The organism is Acinetobacter sp. NigerLNRRAM0016 (assembly GCF_054112845.1).
In genome coordinates this window covers 22,010-45,644 of the sequence record NZ_JBSYVT010000003.1, presented here as the reverse complement: position 1 = coordinate 45,644, position 23,635 = coordinate 22,010, and the positions used below count along the sequence as shown (strand labels likewise).

Sequence of the window (23,635 nt, the reverse complement as noted above, 5' to 3'; positions counted from 1 at the left end):
TATCGCCATATTGAAATTGACCGTATATCATTAGAGTTGTCCGTACATCGGACAAAAGCAATTCATTTTTCAGGATAAGCCGTATGGAAGCTGAGCAGAACAAAGTCATACATCCACATTCAAAAGATGTGATATTGCAAGCCGACTACATTGCAGGTTTAGCCAAAGGCTTGCATATTTTGGAGGCCTTCGGGGTCGATCGACAGCGCCTGAATGTGACCCAAGTGGCTGAACGCACGGGCATCAGCCGGACTGCGGCAAGACGACATTTAAAAACCCTGAAATTTTTAGGCTATTTGGATACCGATGAACACTATTTTTGGCTCACCCCGCGAGTGTTGCGTTTTTCCAGTGCTTATTTAAGTTCGGCACATCTTCCCAAAGTGGCACAATCCTTACTCAATTTACTCTGTGCACAAACTTCTTTAACCTTTTCCATGGTGGTGCTGGATGAACATGAAGTGGTGCCAATTGCCCGCAGTTATTTGCCGCAACAAGACCAATTTCGCGTCAATCCTTATGGCATGCATTTGGGCAATCGCTTGCCTGCACACGCTACTTCGACAGGTAAAGTTTTATTGGCGGCGTTATCGAAAGAAGAACAACAAGCTTGGGTGGAAAAATACGGGCTGAAACGTTTAACCCCACTGACGATTACCCATAAAGATCAATTTTTTACTGAACTCGAAAAAGTCGCTTTATCGGACTATTGTCTGTCGAAAGAAGAACATGAGTTAGGCATTATTGCGCTTGCCGTGCCCGTGTTAAATGCGCAAGGACAAACCATTGCTGCAATTAACTGTATGTCGCAGAGCAACCGCACCAGTGAGGACTATCTGATTCAGCAGGTGCTACCTTTGTTAAGGCATGCTGCGAATGAATTACGTGGTTTAATTTAAGTCCTGATCAGACATGTAAATGTTTGATATTAGATCTAGAAAATGTCACTAAACTAACATCACCAGTCAGCTCGGCACAAAAACGCCACGGCAATTGCGTGGCTTTTTTCTCACCATGAAAAGACTAATTGAAATTAGCAGATAATCCCTTATTTCACAGGAATCATCAGGTGTTGATAAGGCGTACCTGACCACATGATATAAGGGACAGTGGTATCTGGTTGCGCACTTTTTGGATACATATCATAAAAACTTTGTGAAGCACCCACGATCATGACGTGCGGTCCAGTTTGTATCCAATGATTGTTTGCGCTTGGCTTGGTGGCATAAGGGTCGACATTGCTCGCATCAGTCCCTCCCATGAGCATGTACATAAATCCCACTTTACCTTCAACGGGTTTAGTGTGCCCAATCCAAGCTTCTGCCCATGCTAAAGCGGCGGGATCCATACACATAGGGTCTGGTCCAGGAGTGGCTGGGTTATCTGGCATACAGGTAAAATTATTTTGTCCTTTGCGTAGGGTCCGCATTTTACCTTTTGCATCCATCGCAATAATGGTCGCTTCTGCACTGATATTAATCGGTGCCGCACTCATGGCACTAATCATTGCTTTTTTATCATCAGCTGAAAATGAACTTTGCATCGATGCTTCCATACTTGAACCTCCATGGGATTCCATTGCGAAAGCCATCGGGGTCAATAAAGAAATACATCCAGCGGTGATTAAAAATTTAAGGAAATTCATGGCATATCCTCCGATGTTGAGGTGAGCTGTGTCATGCAAACTTCCGTTCTGCACTACACCTGCCATAGCTATAAAATGGAATGAAATTCAAGATTATCATTCTTATAAAAGTCTATTTTTTGACCATAGCTAAGCGAAGTCAATGTCATGGATACCTTATATTACAAAAACAAAAAATTTATATAAAAATCAGCATTATGATGCTTCACCTTATTCACTCTGCGTTTCTTTTTACTCTATATAATTTTTTGGGTAGGGATCTTCTTGAATGACTTTACGATACTCAAATACAGCTTCAAGCAACAAATGATCTTTTTCACTCATATAACGACTGGGTAATAAAAAGACTTCTTGAGGATCTTTAAATCCATATAAAGCAAAAATCTGTTCTGACTTTTCTGAAAAATGCTTTAATGAATTTGAAGCATTTTTAATAATAAAAAATAAAATGAAATAGAATAAAACAAAAAGCTAAAATTAATAAAGAACTTAAGTTTATCCCATGTGCAAAAAAACAATCAAACTTGTTATAATAATTGTTATAGAATACCAAACCAATCCACCTTTCATAACTGAAGTGTTATGGGTTTTGGGTGAAGCCCCCATCCCAACCTGCATATGCAGCAAGCCTGTTTTAGGACTTAGCACCGAATACAATTCATAAATATTATTTTCTAAACGACTCACCACACAAATGACATATTCATTTTGTTTAAATAATGCACGATGAAATTGACCTACACAAATTTTACCACCTATTTCCAAAACAACTGACTTGATATGTAAACGGCTATGCGAAGCGAGAAATACCGTCTGTGCGGACAATGAAACACTTTCAGCTACGTCTGATAGAATTGCTGAAGTCGTAATTTGAGTATCGCCTGACTTTCCAAATGCACTTAAAGAATCGTCATAAATTTCTAGTCGCTGAATGCGACCTTCAAGTTTTATCATTTCTATTCAAATTAATCCTCTGGATAGAGATCTTTTCCTTTTAACATTTTCAATAATGCATAATGTTGATTTTAACACAATATTTCTACTCAACATTCGCGAACTAACTTAAAATCCGCGCTGTATTTTAACTTTATAATTTTAAAAATGATGATTAAACATAAACTTGCAATCATTCTGCTATCAAGTATCTCATTAGCTGCTTGTGCCAAACCCACTTCAAATGCAAATCAGAAAGCTTCGAGTCCAATCACGAAAAATGACCTATCTCCTGAACAACAAAAGCGATTACAACAACTGCTCGAGAAGACCAAGAAAAACCTGATTTTTGTAAAAGGTGGTACCTATAAAATGGGTGATTTTGGTCCTGAACATAGTATCGATGGATTTCCATATGATGGCAATGGTGATAGTAAACCGTTGCATAAAGTCTCTCTAGATGATTTTTATTTAAGTGCAACCAAAGCCACCTATGCAGATTTTGATGTTTATACAGAAGTTACAGGGCAAAAAGCCGTTGGAAATTTTGATGAAATTTCTATAAAAGAAAGGGTTTCTGTTGCAGCAGCAGGTATTAATTGGCAACAAGCTCGTGATTATTGTCAATGGCTTGGTACTCAACTCAATTTAAAGATGGACTTACCCACAGAGGCTCAATGGGAATATGCAGCGCGTAATCGGGGACAATATATTCTTTATGCGACCGATAATGGCAAGATTGATAATGGGCGTAATGTGTGGAGTTTTGAACAAAGAAAAGCATCCAATAAGAAATTTAAATCTATCAAAGATATCGCAGTTTTACAGCAATACCCTGCTACTCCTTTAGGTTTATATGACATGGTTACTGATAACTATGAATGGATGCTAGATTGGTATGATCCTGAATATTACAGTAAATCTCCAGAGAAAAATCCTCAAGGTCCAACCACTGGAACTTTAAAGGTTGTACGAAGTTTTTCTCCAAGTGATGGTCAATCATTAAGAGTATTTGGTGGAAAAACCATGCAACGCCATGCCATTAATCCTGTAGCGGATCCAAAACTTGTAGAGCACTTTTCAAAATCAAAATATCCTTTTGATTATAACCAAAAAAACTCAGTACGTTGTGCTGCAAATCCTTAATCATTAGCCGTGTAACATGCTATGCATGATACACGGTTGATTTTACACAATGTTTCTTTTCAATACCAACAAACTAACTTAAAATCCGCGCTGTATTTTAACTTTATAATTTTAAAAATGATGATTAAACATAAACTTGCAATCATTCTGCTCTCAAGTATCTCATTAGCTGCTTGTGCCAAACCCACTTCAAATGTAAATCAGCAAGCTTCGACTCCAAGCACCAAAGCAAACCTCTCACCAGACCAACAAAAACAGTTGCAGCAATTACTGGATAAAACCAAGAAAAACCTAATTTTTGTAAAAGGTGGCACCTATAAAATGGGAGATTTTGGTCCTGAACATAGTATCGATGGACTTCCATATGATAGCCATGCAGATAGCAAACCTTTACATAAGGTTACCCTTGATGACTTTTATTTAAGCGCCACCAAAGCCACCTATGCAGATTTTGATGTTTATACTGAAGTTACAGGGCAAAAAGCTGTTGGAAACTTTGACGAATACTCGATTGATGAGAGAATACCTACTTCAGCAGCAGGTATTAATTGGCAGCAAGCACGAAATTATTGCCAATGGCTTGGAACGCAACTCAATTTAAAAATGGACTTACCCACAGAGGCTCAATGGGAATATGCAGCACGGAATCGGGGACAATATATTCTTTATGCAACTGATAATGGAAAAATTGATAATGGACGTAATGTGTGGAGCTTTGAGCAGAGGCAACAGTACCAAGATAAATTTAAAATTTATAAAAATATATCTGAACTGCAAAAATATCCACCAACCCCTTTAGGTTTTTATGACATGATTACTGATAATTATGAGTGGATGCTCGACTGGTATGATCCTGAATATTACAGTAAATCTCCAGAGAAAAATCCTCAAGGTCCAAAGAGTGGGACATTAAAAGTAGTACGGAGTTCCGCACCCGCAGATGGACAACCTTTAAAAACATTTACAGGTAAAACCATGGGTAGACATGCGATCGATCCTGTAGCAGATCCAAAGTTGGTGAACAGTGAATTATTAAAAAAATATACTGTTGATTTTAATCAAAACAATTCCGTACGTTGCGCTGCCAATCCTTAATCATTAACCGTGTATCAGGTTATGCCTGATACACGGTTGGATTTACACATTGTTTCTTTTCAATACCAACAAACTAACTTAAAATCCGCGCTGTATTTTAACTTTATAATTTTAAAAATGATGATTAAACATAAACTTGCAATCATTCTACTCTCAAGTGTCTCATTAGCTGCTTGTGCCAAACCAACTTCAAATGCAAATCAGAAAGCTTCGAGTCCAATCACGAAAACTGATCTATCTCCTGAACAACAAAAGCAATTACAACAACTGCTTGAGAAGACTAAGAAAAACCTAATTTTTGTAAAAGGTGGTACCTATAAAATGGGTGATTTTGGTCCTGAACATAGTATCGATGGACTTCCATATGATGGCAATGGTGATAGTAAACCGTTGCATAAAGTCACTCTAGATGATTTTTATTTAAGTGCAACCAAAGCCACCTATGCAGATTTTGATGTTTATACAGAGGTTACAGGGCAAAAAGCAATCGGTGAGTTTAATGAGATAACGCAAAAATATCGTATCTCGACTTCTGCAGCAGGTATTAATTGGCAGCAAGCTCGTGATTATTGCCAATGGCTAGGCACTCAACTCAATTTAAAGATGGACTTGCCCACAGAGGCTCAATGGGAATATGCAGCGCGTAATCGGGGACAATATATTCTTTATGCGACCGATAATGGCAAGATTGATAATGGGCGTAATGTGTGGAGTTTTGAGCTAAGACAAGCATCTAAAAAACCATTTAAAGTAACTAAAAATATCTCTTTATTACAAAAATATCCACCAACCCCTTTAGGCTTTTATGACATGGTTACTGATAATTATGAATGGATGCTCGACTGGTATGATCCTGAATATTACAGTAAATCTCCAGAGAAAAACCCTCAGGGTCCAACCTCAGGAACTTTAAAGGTTGTACGAAGTTTTCCACCAAGTGATGGTCAATCATTACGAGTATTTGGTGGAAAAACCATGCAACGACATGCAATTGATCCTGTAGCGGATCCGGAATTAGTAAAAGACTCTAAAGACCAAAAATATTATTTCGATTTTAATTTTAATAACTCAGTACGTTGTGCTGCTAATCCTTAATTATTAGTCGTGTATCATATTAAACATGATACACGGTTGGTTTTAATTCATTCTGCTCAAAAGGTGCTAAGATTTTTAAATTACTTGCCATTAATGACTGTTCTTCAAACCCCATCTGTATGCCTTGCTGCAGCTCAAACAGCCTAAAGCGATTATCATCTTGGCTTTGTACTAACATATAATTCCATGAAATCCCAGTTACAGCCTTCGCCCCTTTACGGTATTTTAGATAATCTTTAAGCCATTGATTAATGTTCTGTCCTTCATACTCAATTCCACTATTGATACAACGGATAATATCTTCAGCATTTTTATCGTCATCACCATAGTTTAAAAACCGAATTAGATCACCTTCAACTTTACCAAATTGTGAAACATTCAATTTTTCACCTTGAGGATGAATATGTTGAATGGTATTTTGCCATTCGGCAGTTGTTACACAAGTCTTTAAAATATTAATCACTGCAGTTTTTCGCGCAGGAAAAAATTGCACTTCACGCTCACTAAAGGACACATAGATATCAAAAATTGGGGCTGTACGATCACTCCAATGTGTAACCGCATATAAAAGAATTCCTTTTGTTTCAGGTGTTGCATAAATTAACTCATCACGCCCTTGGGCTGAATTAATATTATTGGCTGTTTTTAAACGCCCTTGATCTATATCCAAACTCTCAATCCAAATATTAAATTGATTTGATACCTTTTCTATATTTTTTGTTAAAGGATGATTATTGCCTATACAGAATGCCAAAACCTGAGACATTATTGTAAATGCATTTGAATAAATAAAAACTAAATTCCTGAACCCAGCTTGTAATAATTGTAATTTAATAAATCCTAAATAATCTAGGATGTGTTCTGAACCAACCGTAAATTCAGCGACTCCTTTTGCACCAACACCCCAACACAAGTGCGCAGCAACCAGTATTTTAAAATTACCAGAACCTTCATCGTAACCAATCTGGAATTGACCTTCGGCACCCGCTCCCATACTGACACCACCGCCACCAGCTACAGAGGCGATCGACACAAACTCTCCCTCACCACTTTTGTCATTATTGGGTTTAAACCATTCTATTCCACCCTTCAATTTCCCTTGCACTTGTGCCCCTGCAAATGCCTTAATTCCTGCATTTGCCTGATTCTTTGCATTTTCCTGATTTGCAGCAATCATGTTCAAGCTACCTTGCGCAGGTTGGAACATGGGTTTTCCCTGACGGTCAAACATTTGTGACATTGAGCGTTCTGGTTTACGTACCATAGCTTTCAGCATTTGCGTGGTTCCCTGATGGGTAATATCGACAGATAAGTTACCTGAAATGCCTAAATTTGCTCCAGAAAATCCTGCTAGTTCTGCTCCAATCAAAAAACGAATGGTTCCTAAATCATAATTGTCATATTCAAGTTTCCATCCAGACTCACATGGAAAAAACTTACGCCATTCTTTTACCCCTTCAAAAAGTGTCCATTTGGTTGATGCATCTCCACCAAGTTTCATGGTCACACCTTTAGACGAGGCGCTAATCATTCCTTCACCACTAGCACCTGCAACCATCCGCATCCACTGTGCTTCAGTACTGACATTAATATCTCGGCTGTCTTTATATTCTTTTGCAATCTCTCCACCAAGACCACCAATCAAGTTATAAACAGCTTTTTCTTCACTACCGATACTTCCTTTAGCAGTTAATAACTGCTGACCTAGTTTCTCAAAACTACTTTGAATCTGAGCATGACGTTGTGGTGTGTATTGCGTCGCATGAGGATCAACAATATCTGCTCTTATTTCATTATTACGACGTTGTCGTTTTAGCTCTTCATATTCAGTGACTTTAAGATAACGTCTTTTTAAATTATATTTTGATGCACTTTGGTTGACTTTGCCTGTGCTTTCAACCACCCAAACTTCTTTAAGTTCGCCATACTGCTGAAACTCACCATTAATTTTTTCAATTGCTTTTTCTTGATTGATATTTAGCCGACTTTCTAGCTCTTTAATTTCTTCAAGTTTTCTATCCTGAATCGCTCGCGTGAGTTCAGCATTAGATTGATGAACCTTTTTTACTGCCTCTGACAATATTTGCGTTTTTCGATCAAATTCAGCATAAACAGCGGGCGGTAAAACCAATACTTCATTAGTGTGAGGATTAATAACGATAGGGGGCTTTTGTGATGCGCCCAAGCCTACCTTATTATTTGGATCAGGATTGGTTATACCTGTGGTAAGTGGAAAAATAATTTTATTAATTAATTGTTTATCAACACAAGTAATCGGTTCGAACCATTCACTCTCTCTGACTGTACTTCCTAAGCGATACTTAACTTGGGTTTTTAAATGAGTCTCTGCTAGTTGAGTAAAGCCTTTTCCATCCACTTTAGCTGGCTTCATATTAACGATAGGTTCGTTTTTACCCTGACCAAATATTTGGTAGTCACTAATCGGAATACCATTTCCTTTGTTATCGACAAATCGATACATCACATATGTTTTAAACTTCAAATATTCTGATTTCTTAATCAGATGTGTATTTCTCTTTTTATATTCTTCATAAGATAAATTTTGACTTTCTTCTAAATTCTTTTTCACTGTTGGTGAAATTGGGGGAGTAATTTTAGAATAATTATAAAAATTACCTATTTTAGACTTACTATTGATTGCGGCAATTTTCTTCAGTTCCTCAAGATTTTTTTTTGCAACTTGTTGTTTTATATCATATTGCTGCTTGGTGATAAACTTTAAATTTTGTTCTAATTTTTTTCTTTTATTTCAATAATATTATCACCTGAGGCAAGCTTCGGCTTGATCAGTTTTTTTTGACTAAAAATTGTCTCATAACCTTCTACAAAAACTTGCAGTTTTCCATTTTGAGTCAATAAAATTGGTTTAGTGCGTCCCTTATCATTGGTAATATCTGCAAATATTTGTTGATTTCCTGAAGTGGAAATAAAAACCAATTTATATTTTACATTTCCTAGCCCCTTATTTCTCTGGTTATAGAAAATAATGCTAAATTCTAATGTGTTATATCTATCCATTACGTTCTAACTTTCCGTAACTAACTTATATTTTGATGCATTTTTATCAGAAATATGGATTGAAACCTGTTCTGAACCATCAGTTTGAAATTTTTGAGTTTTACCAGATGCATCGGTTCGCCCTATCTGGTGACTACCATCTGCTTTAAAAGCAATATATTCGACATTGTTCGCAGGTTTTCCATCCAAATCGACAATTTCAAACGTTAAATAACATGGTTTATTTTCTAATTGTATTTTAGGGACTTCGACCTTTTCCCCTCCCATAAACACATGCTGCCCCGCCTTCACCTCAAACTTGCCACTGGTGGTTGGAAAAACTCCCGAACCATCAATTTTAAGTTGCGAACCACCTGCCGTAATTACAATCTCTTTCGGACTGGTAATTTCAATGCGATCTTCTGTAGAAACAACCTGAATATTTTGTTTGGCTAAAATACTTAAGGCATCACCCTGAGCCTGCATTTCAAACTTTCCTTTGGCCGCAACTTGTTTAATGCCACCCTGTGCTGCAAATAAGCTTGCTTTACCACTGACATGCGTAATCAGATTTTTTTGCGTAGTGAAATTGATGCTGTCGCCTGCAAACTGGTTAATTTGCCCATCAGCCGAGACATGAATGTCTGCATTGGTGCTTAAACCAATCCCATCTGGCGAGTTTAAAAGTAATAGCGCCTTTTCAAATTTTGCAATCTGCGCTTGAATCTGGTCTGCAAACTCTTTGAGTTGTTCAATCGATTCAATCTCATCAGTTTGCTGGTTTTTGGCAACTTCACTCAGTGCTTTGGCATTACTCTGGTTACCTTCCAACTGTTGTTTAGCAACTTGTGCATCCAGATGTTCGCCTTGGGCTTGATCTTGTTTGTATGTAGAAAGCAGCAGCCCTTCACCTGCTCTTAATGCGCCCCATTGGTCTGTACGTAACTCAAACCCTTCGCCACGATCTTCACTTTCTTCGGTGGCTTTGGGATGACTCAGTTTACCTAAATTAAGTTGACTGGCCGCATGACTGCTTTGCAACTGGGCACTAATTTGCCCCGTGGTGTCATCAAAGCGTAGCTGGTTAAAACCCTGTCCCTGATATTCTTTAGATTTAATGCCTGCCAGTTTTTTGGTATCAGGCAATTGCCCAGCATCATCAAATTTTGTTGGATGGCGTTGCGCTTCATGAAGACGTCCCACTACAAAAGGACGGTCTATGTCTCCTTGAAAAAAGTCAATGACTACAATTTCCCCAATCCGCGGCAGGAAACGTGCCCCATAACCTTCACCCGCCCATGGGGTCAGTACATCAACCCAAGCAGAATCAGTATCGTTATCATTGCTGCCCGCACCGCCATCATGTGCATGGTCTTCATTTCTTGTGAATAGAAAGCGGACTTTAATACGCCCCCATTCATCGACATGGATTTCTTCACCATTCGGCCCAACCACCTGAGCGCGTTGCGGGTGTGCCGATGGACGATGCTGCTCAGGATGATAGGCGGGAACAGTCTTAATCTGCCGACGTTGTAAGCTAAGTAAATTGCCTTGGCGCTGCTCACTGCCGCTGTTGCCCAGTACAGAGCTGAATTGCCAGTGACTTTGTTGCAGGAGTTGCTCTAGCTGCTGGTTCAGATCTTTAGGTAGGTTGTTCTGGCTATAAAAAGTTTTTTCGGTAATAAGAAATTCTTTGTCTGCACCACTGTGCAGATTAATTTCAGGATGACCTTGCAGTTCAAACCAGTAACCTACATGGGCATCACGAACCGTAGACTGTGCACAAAAATGCTTGGCTTGTGCATTGTAATAGTCGGAAAGCTGCTGGTTAAATTGCTCCAGTTGCTGATTACCCGATGCCGTCGCACCATCTTCTCCCTTCAGGTCTTGCATCCACGCAGGGGAAAAATGCCATGCCTGCTCTAGCCCCAAACTCGCAACATCATACTGTTCACTTTGCTGATGTTTGCTTTGCACACTGCCTGCACCATCATCTTGGGTCAGTGCATCGGCTTGCCAGCGTTGCACGTGTACCGCTGTTGGTTGTAACTGGCGCTGAGCCTGCCAATGGGTAATGCTGTCTGCGGTTTGTACGGCGCTGCTCTGGTGAAAGCGGACACTGCGTCGTGGCAGAGCTTGGTAGTGCTGGTTATCATCAATTAGGCGTAGCTTTTGTGCTTGAATGGGTTGATGCATCTGAGCAAGCAATGCTTGCGCTTCATCAATCAGCCAATTAATCCCTTCGCTTCTAAGTAACCGTGTCAGAAAGTCATAATCAGTTTCATTGTTTTGCATGATGAAGGGACGAATGTCGTAATTTCGACTCAATCCTGCTAAATCAAGACTCAAACTGGCGGCAAACAGCGGACTTTTTTGTTGCCACTCTTGGAACAGAATGTTGACCACATCTACCACACTTTTATTCATGAACACACGACTGTTACAGCGTTGTTTCCATAAGCTGGTCGGGTCTTCAAGTTTCAGGCGATATACGGTCAGTGCACCATCGCTTGCCCCCGCTTGAGCTTGGGTAATGATGCCTGTAATGCGGCTCAGTTGTCCTGTGTCTGTCACATGGTCAATCGCGACCTGACAGCCAATAAACTGTTTTAGGGGAATAAATGCATGTGTCGACAGGCAAATTAAACTGGCCGTTAAGCCTTGGTTTAAGCCATGTGTTCCGTCTATTCGCTGTAAATAGACCTGCTGATTCAGCAGCGCATTAGCAAACTGGATATGCAATACACGTTTGTGTGTAGTGAATCCCAGCTGTTCAAAAGCAGCATAAATATGATTCAACATAATGTTTTTAATAAATATAAAGTGAATGTCGTAATTATAAAGTTTGCCGTATAGTATAAAAAAATCACTTTTTTGACCAGTGCCGACCTGAACATAACGGCACTTTGTGACATAAATTGACAATCTGCAAAGAAAATCACGCAGCAGCATTCATGCTACAGATGCATGATGTGGTGATTGAAAATACTTTAAATATTCAATTTCAAATTTATAATTAATATTATTAAAAATCATAATGATAGATTTAATTCATTTCTTAAATCACTATCTAATTTTTGAGGAGCTTTATAAGAGATCGATTCACAGAATATTTGACCAAATTCAGGCTTTTTATGTTTACAAAATTATTTTCACTATGCGCGTATATTGCTGAGAAGATCAAGCCTGCGCTTTTAACCAAGTCACAAAAACCTCGACTTTCGGTAATAGGCGACCTTGTGCGGAGGCAAGATAATAATGTTGCTCACACGCCATTAGCATTTCAGGAAATGGAGTGATTAACTCGCCTCGTTCAAGCTCTGATTGAACCAGTCTTTTTCTGCCCATGCAAATACCCAAATGCTGTTTGGCTGCCAAAACTGCCAGATCAGAACGATCAAACTGCATGCCCTTCGAGGTATCTAGGTCTACCCCGAAATGATGTGCCCAGCTCTGCCACTCTTCGGTGCCCGTTCCGTTGTTCCATGCTTGGCTGTCATGCAGTAAAGTACAATCTTGTAGCTGCGGCACATGACCGATCAAATTCATCTTTTTCGCATAGGCTGGACTACATACAGGGATAATCTGCTCATCCATCAAATACTGATTATTCAAATTGGCGGCAGGTTGATGATCAAAATAAAGTGCCAGATCAATGCCTGTACGCTGAAAATTAACCGTGTCATTGCCCGTCAAAATCGACAACTCAATCAACGGATATTGCTGCATAAAATCCTGCAATCTGGGAATCAGCCAACACTGCGTAATTGAAGGACGTGCATAAATGGTGAGTGAGCCTGCCAAAGCCTGATTTTGAATGGCATTCAGTTCATGATTCAAATGTTCCAGTGAGGACTGCAATGCAATAAAAAGACGCTGACCTTCAGACGTTAGCTCGACCTTGCGATGCAATCTTAAAAAAAGCTGCAGTTGCAGTTCTTTTTCAAGCTGGTTGATTTGATGGCTGACTGCACTTGGAGTCAGACATAATTCATCTGCTGCCAAGGCAAAGGACTGATGTCGAGCTGCGACTTCGAAGGTATACAATTTGGAGAGTTGAAAACCCGTTAAACTGCTCTTTGCCATGTGTACGTTCTCCACGGGATTCCATTTTTTATCAGCCAGCAAAATGATATGAATCATAAATCTAAGATTAATTTATCTCATCCTTATGAATATTTATAAGATGTTTTTCTCATTTCAGATGAATTTTTCTAATGTTAAATCTAAATATCATCATTTGACCAAGCTCAGTAAATCCATTCAAATAATCAAAATAAGTTTTCTGCAAATGGAATATTTCTGCGTTGCAAGCCAGTAAATACCTGAATGAGTGCCCAATATGAATCCTGAGCAAATCCAGCAATTGTGTGAACAACATCCCATCGTCAAGGCATTAATCGAACTCAAAGAAACCATGTGGTTCAATCCCAATTTCACCACTTTGACAGAAGGATTGCCCTTTGTTGGGCTGAATCAGACAGATATTGATGCTGCACGTGACCGTTTGGCACGCTTTGCGCCTTATCTCATGGCTGCATTTCCAGAAACAGCAGCAACCCATGGCATTATTGAATCTGAACTTGCCGCAATTCCCCACATGCAACAGCAACTTGAAGCTCAATTCGGACAAAAGATTCAGGGCACACTCTGGCTAAAAAAAGATAGCCATTTACCGATTTCAGGTTCAATTAAAGCGCGTGGCGGTATTTATGAGGTGCTGTGTTTTGCAGAAAAACTGGCGCTGGATGCAGGTTTACTCAACCTCGAAGATGACTATGCCAAACTCAATCTGCCTGAGTTTAAGCAGTTTTTTAGTCAATACAGTATTGCGGTCGGCTCTACGGGGAATCTCGGACTCTCTATCGGCATTATGAGTGCGCAACTGGGCTTTCAAGTGACTGTGCATATGTCTGCAGATGCACGCCAATGGAAAAAAGATAAATTACGTGCGCACGGCGTGACCGTGGTCGAATATCAGGAAGATTATGGTGTGGCGGTTGAAGCAGGTCGTAAAGCAGCGCTTACAGATCCGAACTGCCACTTTATTGATGATGAAAATTCCAAGGCACTGTTTTTAGGCTATGCCGTTGCAGGCGAACGTTTAAAACAGCAATTGCAACACCGCCAGATTCAGGTCGATCAAGAGCACCCCCTGTTCGTATACTTGCCTTGTGGAGTTGGCGGTGGTCCTGGTGGGGTCGCGTTTGGATTGAAAATGGCTTTTGGCGACCATGTACATTGCTTCTTTGCTGAACCCACCCATTCCCCGTGTATGTTATTGGGTATTGCTACAGGTTTACATGATCAAATTTCCGTGCAGGAGATTGGGATTGATAACGTTACCGCTGCGGATGGACTCGCGGTCGGTCGTGCTTCGGGATTTGTCGGACGTGCTATGCAACGACTCCTCGACGGGCTTTACACGTTGGATGACCAAACCCTGTATCAATTACTCAGTCTACTTAATCAAACTGAACATCTGAAACTGGAACCCTCTGCCTTAGCCGGTATGTTAGGCCCTGTGTTAATTACTCGACATCCAGAATATGCAGCGATGCATCATTTCACTACACAACAATTGCAAAATGCCCATCATTTTGTTTGGGGCACAGGAGGTGGCATGGTACCTGAAGAAGAAATGGCGAATTATTTAGCCAAGGCGCAAAGTTAATTGAATTTTCATCTACTTTAATCTTGAGTTATCACGCAATTCAGCCATCAAAGTTGATGGCTGAATGCTTCAAAGTACTTCTTTAAAATTTAAAACTATAATCCACATTAATCCGTGTTTCATTCGCTGAATGGAAGGTCATATTGGTTGGCATATCATTGCGATAATGAGAAAAACGGGTTCGAAGTCCCAAGCCCTTTAAACTACCTTCAGGTACACGATAACCCAATTCAAACTCTAAAGATTCCTCTTCAAAGCGTCGATCACCATATGTTAATAAATCAATATCATCGCCTTTGGCATAACGCGTCATAAAGCGTAAACCATATAAAGATGTTTCACCTAAACGGACATTTTTAAAGTCATAGTCATAACGTAAAGAAATCACTTTTTCATCTTTATTGGAGTAATCCGAACTCATAAAATCGAGAACGACAGGACTTTCAGCACCCGATAAAAATGGTAGGCCGGTATCACCAAAGGACTGCATATAACCAATAGAGAGTGTATGCCCTTGCGTATTGAGACCCAATAACCCACTTAAATGACGATTATCTACAGTACCAATTTTCTCACTTCCCGAATCATAGCTATTAAAAAAACGTACATCCGTTAAGAAATTATACTGATCTGAAATAGGCTGTTTGCCATTTATTCCTAGAAATTGCTGTTGGTAAATATCTTGTAGTTCGGCATGGTACAACCGCACGCGATAGGCATTATTGAACTGATATGCTCCCCCCAGTGTATAGAAATCATCGGTTGTTGCAGCACGTTCAAAACGACGGTTGATATTATCAATACCAACGTCGGTATAGCGAATCGAATCACGTTGGCGGACTTTATCCATATAAAATCCTTCCAATTGCAGTTTTGGAATTTCAGTCGAAACCAATCTTACACCACGATAAGTTTGTGGGAATAATCGTGCTGGTGAAGAGAAAATGGTGGGTAACTGAGGAACCAGATCTCCAACAAAAAGTTCATTTTTACTTAAGCGAGCTTTGCCCGTTACACCAATTTTTCCATAATAATCATCCCTAGAATTATCGGTATTGACAGGCAAAAGACCAGTCCGCGCATAATCATCTGCCGTGCTGCCCAATAAATTAAAACCAGCCATCGCAAGCACATCTACACCAAATCCAATAGCCCCATCGGTATAACCTGATTGTCCCTTAAATATCAGACCCTGAGCCCAGTCTCGAGCAGCAGTATAGGGATAAGGATCATTTTTATAATCCCGATCAAAATAGAAGTTGCGCAATGTAATTTCAGCCTGACTATCTGCAATGAACTGCGCATGTGCCATGTTCACAAAAATTGGGCACAAGCAGATCCCCATCCATAAAGATGTCTTTTTCATTTTTATCTCAACTTTTAATTTTAAAACAGATGGTTAGATCGATGTATTCAGTGAATAATTTTGAGCTTGTTGATGTCGATACACCGCTTTACCCAAGATTAATATCAGGAAAATTGCCAAGATAAAGACAATGCCGTAGTACGCATAAAGATGCTGAGGTGTCATTCCTTGATCTAAAAATAAACCTGCAATCGTTGGAGATAAAATGGCACCAATACGGCCAAATCCAATCGCATAACCTACACCGCGACTTCTGATATCCGCCTCGTAAATGGTCGGTGAAATTGAATAAAGACCTGCAACGCAGCCGTTAATGAGTGTACCCAGTAGCAAACCAACCATCAGCGCAATGCTCACTTGAGATGAAACCGCTACAAACAGGAAAATACAGAGTGCTGTTAAGCCCAAGAACAAACTAAGGGCATGAAAAATCTTAATCCGTGAAGCAAGAAGCCCAATAATTGCAGCACCAAAAATTCCACCAATACTGATTAAAATGCCTGTACTGACGCCTTGATCTCGCGACATACCCATCGCAATTAAAATTTTAGGAGTCCAGCTCATCACAAAGTAAAAACCAAACATCACCAAGAAAAACGCAAACCATAAACACAAAGTTTGAAAACCTTGATGACCACGGAACAGTTTCGCAACATCACTGCTCTTATGCTGTTCAACTTGCATATACTGCGGCAGCGTTTGTAAATGCTTCAACTGCATACGTTGCAGAATAATATTGGTATTTTCCAGCGCTCGTACTGGCTTTTTTGCCAGCAAATAATCCAATGACTCTGGGAGTAACCATAATGCAAAAGCAAACATGATGAGCGTAGTGATACCACCTGCTAAAAAGACAGAACGCCAGCCAAGATGTTCAATTAAAACAAAGGTAAGCACGCCACCTAAAGTTGCTCCAATACCATAACCTGTTGACATCAAACTGACTGCCAGACTTCTCCAACGTGCATTGGCATATTCACTCGCCAGTACATTACTACTCGCCAAGATTCCGCCAACCCCAATGCCAGTAATAAAACGTAGCGCAGCCAGCATCGTATGATTTTGTACAATTCCACAGGCTGACATGCTCAATCCTGCAATAATTAAACAAATCAGAATTAAGAAACGGCGACCAATTTTATCTGCTAAAGGTGCTAAAAAAATGGAACCTGCTGCCATACCAAAGAGTCCAGCACTGAGAAGTATTCCGATTTGTGCACCCGATAACGCCCATTCAGCAGAGACAGAGGGTGCAGTAAATGCCATCACCATGACATCAAAGCCATCAATCACATTCAGAAATATACAAATCAAAATGACGAACCATTGGTAACGGCTCATTTTATTATTGTTAATTTCGTCTAAAACATTTCTTTCCATTGTGTATCTCCCAATTAGGAACGGAAATACACACGACCATGTGAGAACACATCATTGGGTGATTATGCATATCCATATCCATAATTGCCTAGAAGGGATAATTAAGAATTAAAGTGACCCTGTACACAGATCATTTTTGTGAAGCATCCTGCTCTTTTTCTATACTGCATAATTGGATCCATAAAATCAACTAATTTGCTCTGATTTTTATTTCAACAATAAATAAAGCCATATATACTATTTAATATCATATACTTAACATAAAACATCCAATAAAAAAATTATTTAAAATTAAATTTGGATCCACTAAATTACTCATAAAACGTTTTAATTTCTTTATAAATGGATCCACAATTAAAATCCTACAGAACAATATCAACCAATTAAAAACTACTATTTCACATATATAAATCATATAAAAGCATCCTCATCGCATTTGACAAATTGAATAAATAGACATAAATTGGATCCAATAATTGACAAGGAGTCATCACAATGTTCATCAAAAATGCTTGGTATGTAGCATGTCGTCCAGAAGAAGTCCAAGATAAACCCCTCGGTCGTACCATCTGCGGTGAAAAAATTGTTTTTTATCGTGGCAAAGAAAATAAAGTTGCCGCTGTGGAAGACTTTTGTCCACATCGTGGTGCACCTCTTTCTCTCGGTTATGTTGAAGATGGCAATTTAGTCTGTGGTTATCACGGACTGGTGATGGGCTGTGAAGGAAAAACCATTTCTATGCCAGCACAACGTGTGCAGGGATTCCCATGTAATAAAGCCTATGCTGTAGTGGAAAAATTTGGCTTTATTTGGGTCTGGCCAGGTGAAAAAGATCAAGCAGATGAATCTAAACTTCCTGTATTAGAATGGGCAGATCACCCTGAGTGGAGTTATGGCGGTGGCTTATTCCACATTCATTGTGATTATCGCCTGATGATTGATAATCTCATGGACTTGACTCATGAGACCTATGTGCATTCCAGCAGTATCGGTCAAAAAGAAATTGATGAAGCCTTACCGACCACCAAAGTCGATGGCGATCATGTCATTACCGAACGTTATATGGAAAATGTCATCGCTCCTCCGTTTTGGCAAATGGCACTGCGTGGCAATCACTTAGCGGATGATGTGCCTGTAGACCGTTGGCAGCGTTGTCATTTCTTTGCACCAAGTAATGTACATATTGAAGTGGGTGTTGCTCATGCTGGACATGGAGGCTATGACGCACCCAAGGAAAAGAAAGTCTCTTCAATCGTGGTGGATTTCATCACTCCCGAAACAGAAACATCCCATTGGTATTTCTGGGGCATGGCACGTAACTTCCAACCTGAAAACAGCGAACTTACCGATCAAATTCGTGAAGGACAAGGCAAAATCTTTACTGAAGATTTGGAAATGCTGGAGCAACAGCAACAAAACATTCTGAATAATCCACAGCGCAAATTGTTAATGCTGAATATTGATGCTGGCGGTGTGCAATCACGCAAAATTATTGATCGCTTACTGAGTGAAGAAAGACTGGCTGCAACCCCAATTGAAGTGGTCAAATTTCCAAATATTCATGTGATTTAAGGATAAAAACATGGACGTGATTATAAATAAGATTCATCAACTCACCCCTTCCATTCGTGCATTTGAACTGGTTTCCAGCTCAGGCTCGGCTTTGCCGCGCTTTGAGGCTGGGTCGCATATTGATGTGCATTTAAAAAATGGATTAACCCGTCAATACTCGCTGTCCAATTGTTCCAGTGAACAACATCGTTATGTGATTGGGGTACTCCACGATGAAAATTCACGCGGTGGTTCCCGTTGCATGCATACGGACTATCGTGAAGGTGATGTGTTAAGTATTGGGCAACCACGTAATTTATTTACCCTGCATGAAAACACGAAAACAGCCCTGTTATTTGCAGGTGGGATTGGCGTTACCCCTATTCTTGCCATGGCATATCGCTTAAAGGCGCAGAATATTCCTTTTGAATTGCATTATTTTGTGCGCACCCATGAAATGATCGCTTTTTATGGCAATTTGACCACGCATTTTGCCGAGCAAGTGCATTTCCATATTCAGGATCAAGACGCAACGCAATGTGATATGCAAACTGTTTTACAGCATCCACATGAGAAAAAGCATCTTTATGTCTGCGGCCCTACAGGCTTTATGCAATTTGTGATGCAGTCTGCGGAAACTGCAGCTTGGCAGCCAGAGCAACTGCATCAAGAGCATTTTGTGGCACAGCAAAGCAAGCAGGAAAATGATGAAGCCTTTACCGTTGAAATTGCAGGTACAGGACGTCGAATTGACGTTCACACTGAACAGAGCGTGACGCAAGCCCTGTTAGCCCATGGTTTTGATGTGCCTGTATCTTGTGAACAAGGCATTTGCGGCACCTGTATTACCCGTGTGGTTTCAGGCACCCCAGATCATCGCGATATGTTTATGACTGATGCAGAACGTGCTTTGAATAATCAATTCACTCCGTGCTGCTCACGCTCGAAGTCCAAACATCTGGTGATTGAGTTATAAAAGTAGATCCCCACCCGAAATATATAGGGTGGGAAAATTTTAAGCTGTAGCGGTCAATATATTTTTAACGGTTTCACCCAACAACGCGACACTACTGTGTTCGCGCATTAAGGTTTCAGCACGCCCCGATTGGCGTTGCAGCAATGCTTCATAAATTGAGCAATGTTGCATATGCGCATAATGCAAACGTCGATATTCCGATAAGGCACGAGACTGGTCATAGGTGATGGCTTGCACAGAAGCCATAGGCAATTGATTGTTTTTTGCCAAAGCCTGAATTAAGGCGATGTTTTGAGCACCCTGAATGATGGTGTCATGAAAAATCACATTAAACTCATGATAACGTTCTAATTCTTCATCACCAAATTCGGTATGTTCCGCAAAAAGCTGTTCAATTTGTTCGATACAGTTTTTTAAGGTTTGCTGCTGCTCTGCCGATAAACCTTGTTCTGCCAAAGTTTTTGCCGCTAAGCCTTCCAGTACTCCGCGTACTTCCAGCGCATCATTCACCAGTTCATTTGAAATTTCACGAACGGTATAACCACGGGTTGGGTTCTTAATCAACAGCCCTTCTTGTTCTAACAGGCGAAAAGCCATACGCACAGGCTGGCGCGAGACCCCCAGTAATTCTGCTGTCGGAATTTCAGCGATACGACTACCACCTTCAAGTTCCCCAGCAATAATCATTTTTCTTAGTTTAATTAAAACTTGTTGTCCTGAAGACATCCTAGCCACACTTTATGCAAAACTTTCAAGCCATGCTAACAACTTCATTCCGCTGGTGACAATAGCTTTCTGGTCACGAATGTGTACCCGCCGCTGCATTTATTGCTAATCGTGATCTTTCCTCACAATTCAACATTATCTAGCGAGTGTTTATTTAAGATTATTGACCATGATGTCGAGGTTGTTACGAATCAGATAAGCCAAATTCATATCTATGCCCTGCAACATTTTCTGCTCCAAAGCTTCTACAATTTTATTGCATTCCGCCAATTTGACTAAACCGCTTTCGGTCACGGTCACGAGAATACGACGTCCATGAGTGGGATCTGGCTTTTTCTCAATCCAGCCGTTGCTGAGTAAATCTTGCAAAATTTTATTGGCAGACTGCGGCTTGATAAATGAGCGTTCTGCCAATTTAGCATTGGATAAATTACTTTTGGATGCCAATACCGACAGCGCGGTAAATTGTGGCAAAGTAATCTCATAATCTTTTAAATGTTCAGTTAAATATTGACTCACCACGCGATCCAAACGGGCAATGGTATAGCTTAATCGTGGTCCATCTTCTAGTTTAGCCATTGAACTTATATGCACTCATCTTTCATTATCAAAATCAAAAAATGAAAGAAGCATGAGCGTAAAATCTCATACTTCTTTCGGTCTAGACCGTTTAAGGTGCTGTGGAACTTTGCATTAACTGTACAGGCTGTTTAGGTTTTCTGACAAGCAGTAAGGCAGAAATTGCCGCAATCAAAATTACAGGAATACTTGAGCCAATCACAATCGTGGCACTTTTACCAATCGACAGTAAAAAACCTGCCAAAAGTGGACCTGCAAATGAGCCGATACGTCCAATCGCCACCGCTGCACCTACACCCGTGCCGCGCATTTCGGTTGGATAGTACATCGCTGCCAGACCATACAATGCCGACTGTCCACCCACAATAAACAAGCCACAACCCACTGCAGATAAAGCCAGTAACGCCACCGTCGGTGAAAACGACAAACAGCACAGTGAAACCAAAATACCCAAATAGATAAATTTAATTACGAAACTCATGCGCATTTTATCGAGCATCATGCCCATCAAGATTGAACCAAACATGCCGCCCACGTTGTAACCCATTTGAATATAGTTCGCCTCTAGTTTGGAAAGCCCTTGAGCCCCCATCAACAGCGGCAACCAGTTCAACAAGAAATACAGCACCACAAGGGTACAGAAAAAGCTGATCCAAATCTGAATGGTCGACATACGACGGTCTTTGGCAAACAGTACTTCCATAAAAGGTGTAGTTTGTTGACCTTGGGTTTTCCCATGTAAATAATCGCTAGATTCAGGCAAGAATTTTAACAACAACGGAATTAATAAAATCGGTGCAATACCGCCGACATAAAAAATATGACGCCACTCTGCATCGCCTGCCAACATCATGGCCACCACCGAAGTTAATAACCCTCCAAATGGAATACCGCTATACATCACACTCACCGCAGTACCTTTACGGTCAGAGGAAACCGCTTCCGATGCCAAAGTAATCATCATGGGCAAGGCACCGCCCATTCCCAGACCGGTCAGGAAGCGAATGAACAGCAGCAAGTCATAGTTTCCAGCGTAGGCCGTCATGAGCGACATGACACCGAACAATAAGATGCTAAAAATTAAAACTTTTTTACGACCAATGATATCTGCCAGTCTTCCTCCAATAATGGCACCCGGCAAGGTACCTAAAATTGCCGCACTAAACGCCAAGGCCATTTGTGCATTATCCAACATAAACTCTGCGCGCATGCGTGGTGCTGCAACCCCCATGGATTGAAGATCGAAACCCTCAAAGATGGCGATGGCAAAACACAGCAATAAAGTGATTTTCGCCTTTCCTGACGGATGTAACACTTTTTCCATAGTTCAATCCTTTTTTCACAGTTATTTCCATTCGATTTTGTTGTTTTGTGCTGTTCACTGAACACCCAATAAAATATCAGTTAGACTGATTAAAAAATCAATAGTAATTTTCAATATAATTTTAAAAAATATTTAATTTATATATTTTTTCATTACTTTATAAAATTTATTAGAAATTTTTCAAAAAACACTTGAATATAAGTTTAACTGATATTATGTTGAATACAGAACAAACAAACTGTCATTCAAGGAGTAAGCACATGACATATGAAAAACGTTGGGAAACTGTTGATGTTAAAGTTGAAAATGGAATTGCATGGGTAACATTCAACCGCCCAGAAAAGAAAAATGCCATGAGCCCGACATTGAATCGTGAAATGATTGATGTACTGGAAACCATCGAACTGGATCAAGATGCGCGCGTAGTGGTGCTGACGGGTGCTGGTGATTCATGGACTGCGGGCATGGATTTAAAAGAGTATTTCCGTGAAGTGGATACTCAACCTGAAATTTTCCAAGAACGTATTCGTCGTGATTCATGCCGTTGGCAGTGGCAATTGCTGCGCATGTATTCCAAACCGACCATTGCCATGGTCAACGGCTGGTGTTTTGGTGGCGGCTTCTCACCTTTAGTGGCATGTGATTTGGCGATTGCCGCAGATGAAGCAACCTTTGGTCTCTCAGAAATTAACTGGGGCATTCCGCCGGGCAACTTGGTCAGCAAAGCCATGGCAGATACCGTTGGTCATCGCACGTCGCTGTATTACATCATGACCGGTAAAACCTTCGGTGGTAAAGAAGCCGAAAACATGGGCTTGGTCAACAAAAGTGTGCCTTTAGCAGAATTGAAAGCTGAAGTGACAGAACTGGCAAATATTCTGCTTGAGAAAAACCCAGTGGTGTTACGTACTGCGAAAAATGGGTTCAAACGTTGCCGCGAACTGACTTGGGATCAGAACGAAGACTATTTATATGCCAAGCTAGATCAATGTATCCATCGTGATACTGAAGGTGGACGCCAAGAAGGTCTGAAACAATTTTTAGATGAGAAATCGATTAAACCTGGTTTACAAAGCTACAAGCGTACTGGTTAACTTTCTCTTTTCTAAATGGTTATGTAAGGATAC

General features: G+C 40.3%; 16 protein-coding genes and 2 pseudogenes. 8 read left to right on the top strand and 10 right to left on the bottom strand.

What is annotated here, in order from left to right; genetic code table 11:
- Nucleotides 1–83: 83 nt before the first annotated feature.
- A complete protein-coding gene (locus tag ACWQ4X_RS03230) occupies nucleotides 84–899 on the top strand; it encodes an IclR family transcriptional regulator (RefSeq protein WP_457902701.1) in 816 nt (271 codons plus the stop codon).
- A gap of 149 nt (nucleotides 900–1,048) precedes the next feature.
- On the opposite strand, the gene ACWQ4X_RS03225 is transcribed toward ACWQ4X_RS03230, so the two are convergent.
- The gene (locus ACWQ4X_RS03225; RefSeq protein ID WP_457902700.1) at nucleotides 1,049–1,645 is read right to left on the bottom strand and encodes a hypothetical protein; all 597 of its coding nucleotides are present in this window, start codon (nucleotides 1,643–1,645) and stop codon (nucleotides 1,049–1,051) included.
- A 231-nt stretch (nucleotides 1,646–1,876) separates the two neighbouring features.
- Nucleotides 1,877–2,599 (bottom strand): annotated as a pseudogene (locus ACWQ4X_RS03220) (putative type VI secretion system effector).
- Between the two features lie 150 nt (nucleotides 2,600–2,749).
- On the opposite strand from ACWQ4X_RS03220, the gene ACWQ4X_RS03215 reads away from it, so the two are divergent.
- The 3 genes from ACWQ4X_RS03215 to ACWQ4X_RS03205 all read left to right on the top strand — a co-directional run bounded on the left by ACWQ4X_RS03215 (nucleotide 2,750) and on the right by ACWQ4X_RS03205 (nucleotide 5,914).
- Nucleotides 2,750–3,724, top strand: coding sequence for a formylglycine-generating enzyme family protein (locus tag ACWQ4X_RS03215; RefSeq protein ID WP_457902814.1), 975 nt, complete (start codon nucleotides 2,750–2,752; stop codon nucleotides 3,722–3,724).
- 120 nt (nucleotides 3,725–3,844) lie between these two features.
- Entirely contained in the window at nucleotides 3,845–4,819 is a 975-nt protein-coding gene (locus ACWQ4X_RS03210) for a formylglycine-generating enzyme family protein (protein WP_457902813.1), read from the top strand.
- 120 nt (nucleotides 4,820–4,939) lie between these two features.
- On the top strand, nucleotides 4,940–5,914 hold the full coding sequence (locus ACWQ4X_RS03205; RefSeq protein ID WP_457902812.1) for a formylglycine-generating enzyme family protein: 975 nt from the start codon (nucleotides 4,940–4,942) through the stop codon (nucleotides 5,912–5,914).
- A 19-nt stretch (nucleotides 5,915–5,933) separates the two neighbouring features.
- Here ACWQ4X_RS03205 and ACWQ4X_RS03200 read toward each other — a convergent pair.
- The 3 genes and pseudogenes from ACWQ4X_RS03200 to dsdC all read right to left on the bottom strand — a co-directional run bounded on the left by ACWQ4X_RS03200 (nucleotide 5,934) and on the right by dsdC (nucleotide 13,018).
- Nucleotides 5,934–8,953: pseudogene (locus ACWQ4X_RS03200) on the bottom strand (hypothetical protein).
- 6 nt (nucleotides 8,954–8,959) lie between these two features.
- Nucleotides 8,960–11,734: a type VI secretion system Vgr family protein gene (locus tag ACWQ4X_RS03195; RefSeq protein WP_457902699.1), complete on the bottom strand. Its 2,775-nt coding sequence runs from the start codon at nucleotides 11,732–11,734 to the stop codon at nucleotides 8,960–8,962.
- A gap of 378 nt (nucleotides 11,735–12,112) precedes the next feature.
- A complete protein-coding gene (gene dsdC, locus ACWQ4X_RS03190; RefSeq protein WP_457902698.1) occupies nucleotides 12,113–13,018 on the bottom strand; it encodes a DNA-binding transcriptional regulator DsdC in 906 nt (301 codons plus the stop codon).
- Between the two features lie 256 nt (nucleotides 13,019–13,274).
- Between dsdC and ACWQ4X_RS03185 the strand changes: the two genes are divergently transcribed.
- Nucleotides 13,275–14,606: a D-serine ammonia-lyase gene (locus tag ACWQ4X_RS03185; protein WP_457902697.1), complete on the top strand. Its 1,332-nt coding sequence runs from the start codon at nucleotides 13,275–13,277 to the stop codon at nucleotides 14,604–14,606.
- Nucleotides 14,607–14,688: 82 nt separating this feature from the next.
- On the opposite strand, the gene ACWQ4X_RS03180 is transcribed toward ACWQ4X_RS03185, so the two are convergent.
- Together ACWQ4X_RS03180 and ACWQ4X_RS03175 are read right to left on the bottom strand one after the other, a co-directional pair.
- Complete coding sequence (locus ACWQ4X_RS03180) at nucleotides 14,689–15,972, bottom strand: OprD family outer membrane porin (protein WP_457902696.1); 1,284 nt, start codon at nucleotides 15,970–15,972, stop codon at nucleotides 14,689–14,691.
- Between the two features lie 33 nt (nucleotides 15,973–16,005).
- Nucleotides 16,006–17,352 carry an MFS transporter gene (locus tag ACWQ4X_RS03175; protein ID WP_457902695.1) on the bottom strand — a complete coding sequence of 449 codons (1,347 nt, stop codon included), beginning with the start codon at nucleotides 17,350–17,352 and terminating at the stop codon, nucleotides 16,006–16,008.
- Between the two features lie 495 nt (nucleotides 17,353–17,847).
- Here ACWQ4X_RS03175 and ACWQ4X_RS03170 point away from each other — a divergent pair, with 495 nt between their 5' ends.
- Nucleotides 17,848–18,924, top strand: coding sequence for an aromatic ring-hydroxylating dioxygenase subunit alpha (locus tag ACWQ4X_RS03170; protein WP_457902694.1), 1,077 nt, complete (start codon nucleotides 17,848–17,850; stop codon nucleotides 18,922–18,924).
- A 10-nt stretch (nucleotides 18,925–18,934) separates the two neighbouring features.
- Nucleotides 18,935–19,879, top strand: a complete 945-nt coding sequence (locus ACWQ4X_RS03165; protein ID WP_457902693.1) for a PDR/VanB family oxidoreductase — start codon at nucleotides 18,935–18,937, stop codon at nucleotides 19,877–19,879.
- A gap of 39 nt (nucleotides 19,880–19,918) precedes the next feature.
- On the opposite strand, the gene ACWQ4X_RS03160 is transcribed toward ACWQ4X_RS03165, so the two are convergent.
- The 3 genes from ACWQ4X_RS03160 to mhpT all read right to left on the bottom strand — a co-directional run bounded on the left by ACWQ4X_RS03160 (nucleotide 19,919) and on the right by mhpT (nucleotide 22,508).
- Nucleotides 19,919–20,605, bottom strand: coding sequence for a GntR family transcriptional regulator (locus ACWQ4X_RS03160; RefSeq protein WP_142767942.1), 687 nt, complete (start codon nucleotides 20,603–20,605; stop codon nucleotides 19,919–19,921).
- A gap of 150 nt (nucleotides 20,606–20,755) precedes the next feature.
- On the bottom strand, nucleotides 20,756–21,184 hold the full coding sequence (locus tag ACWQ4X_RS03155; protein WP_374530332.1) for a MarR family winged helix-turn-helix transcriptional regulator: 429 nt from the start codon (nucleotides 21,182–21,184) through the stop codon (nucleotides 20,756–20,758).
- Nucleotides 21,185–21,275: 91 nt separating this feature from the next.
- Nucleotides 21,276–22,508: a 3-(3-hydroxy-phenyl)propionate transporter MhpT gene (mhpT, locus tag ACWQ4X_RS03150; RefSeq protein WP_457902692.1), complete on the bottom strand. Its 1,233-nt coding sequence runs from the start codon at nucleotides 22,506–22,508 to the stop codon at nucleotides 21,276–21,278.
- A gap of 260 nt (nucleotides 22,509–22,768) precedes the next feature.
- On the opposite strand from mhpT, the gene ACWQ4X_RS03145 reads away from it, so the two are divergent.
- Entirely contained in the window at nucleotides 22,769–23,602 is an 834-nt protein-coding gene (locus ACWQ4X_RS03145) for a p-hydroxycinnamoyl CoA hydratase/lyase (RefSeq protein ID WP_142767939.1), read from the top strand.
- Nucleotides 23,603–23,635: the final 33 nt, after the last annotated feature.

What these genes read in the sequence shown, in the direction of transcription:
- mhpT (WP_457902692.1), bottom strand. Translation starts at nt 22,508, where the DNA reads ATGGAAAAAGTGTTACATCCGTCAGGAAAGGCGAAAATCACTTTATTG.
- ACWQ4X_RS03225 (WP_457902700.1), bottom strand. Translation starts at nt 1,645, where the DNA reads ATGAATTTCCTTAAATTTTTAATCACCGCTGGATGTATTTCTTTATTG.
- dsdC (WP_457902698.1), bottom strand. Translation starts at nt 13,018, where the DNA reads ATGGCAAAGAGCAGTTTAACGGGTTTTCAACTCTCCAAATTGTATACC.
- ACWQ4X_RS03210 (WP_457902813.1), top strand. Translation starts at nt 3,845, where the DNA reads ATGATTAAACATAAACTTGCAATCATTCTGCTCTCAAGTATCTCATTA.
- ACWQ4X_RS03185 (WP_457902697.1), top strand. Translation starts at nt 13,275, where the DNA reads ATGAATCCTGAGCAAATCCAGCAATTGTGTGAACAACATCCCATCGTC.
- ACWQ4X_RS03170 (WP_457902694.1), top strand. Translation starts at nt 17,848, where the DNA reads ATGTTCATCAAAAATGCTTGGTATGTAGCATGTCGTCCAGAAGAAGTC.
- ACWQ4X_RS03175 (WP_457902695.1), bottom strand. Translation starts at nt 17,352, where the DNA reads ATGGAAAGAAATGTTTTAGACGAAATTAACAATAATAAAATGAGCCGT.
- ACWQ4X_RS03145 (WP_142767939.1), top strand. Translation starts at nt 22,769, where the DNA reads ATGACATATGAAAAACGTTGGGAAACTGTTGATGTTAAAGTTGAAAAT.
- ACWQ4X_RS03215 (WP_457902814.1), top strand. Translation starts at nt 2,750, where the DNA reads ATGATTAAACATAAACTTGCAATCATTCTGCTATCAAGTATCTCATTA.
- ACWQ4X_RS03160 (WP_142767942.1), bottom strand. Translation starts at nt 20,605, where the DNA reads ATGTCTTCAGGACAACAAGTTTTAATTAAACTAAGAAAAATGATTATT.
- ACWQ4X_RS03205 (WP_457902812.1), top strand. Translation starts at nt 4,940, where the DNA reads ATGATTAAACATAAACTTGCAATCATTCTACTCTCAAGTGTCTCATTA.
- ACWQ4X_RS03195 (WP_457902699.1), bottom strand. Translation starts at nt 11,734, where the DNA reads ATGTTGAATCATATTTATGCTGCTTTTGAACAGCTGGGATTCACTACA.
- ACWQ4X_RS03155 (WP_374530332.1), bottom strand. Translation starts at nt 21,184, where the DNA reads ATGGCTAAACTAGAAGATGGACCACGATTAAGCTATACCATTGCCCGT.
- ACWQ4X_RS03180 (WP_457902696.1), bottom strand. Translation starts at nt 15,972, where the DNA reads ATGAAAAAGACATCTTTATGGATGGGGATCTGCTTGTGCCCAATTTTT.
- ACWQ4X_RS03165 (WP_457902693.1), top strand. Translation starts at nt 18,935, where the DNA reads ATGGACGTGATTATAAATAAGATTCATCAACTCACCCCTTCCATTCGT.
- ACWQ4X_RS03230 (WP_457902701.1), top strand. Translation starts at nt 84, where the DNA reads ATGGAAGCTGAGCAGAACAAAGTCATACATCCACATTCAAAAGATGTG.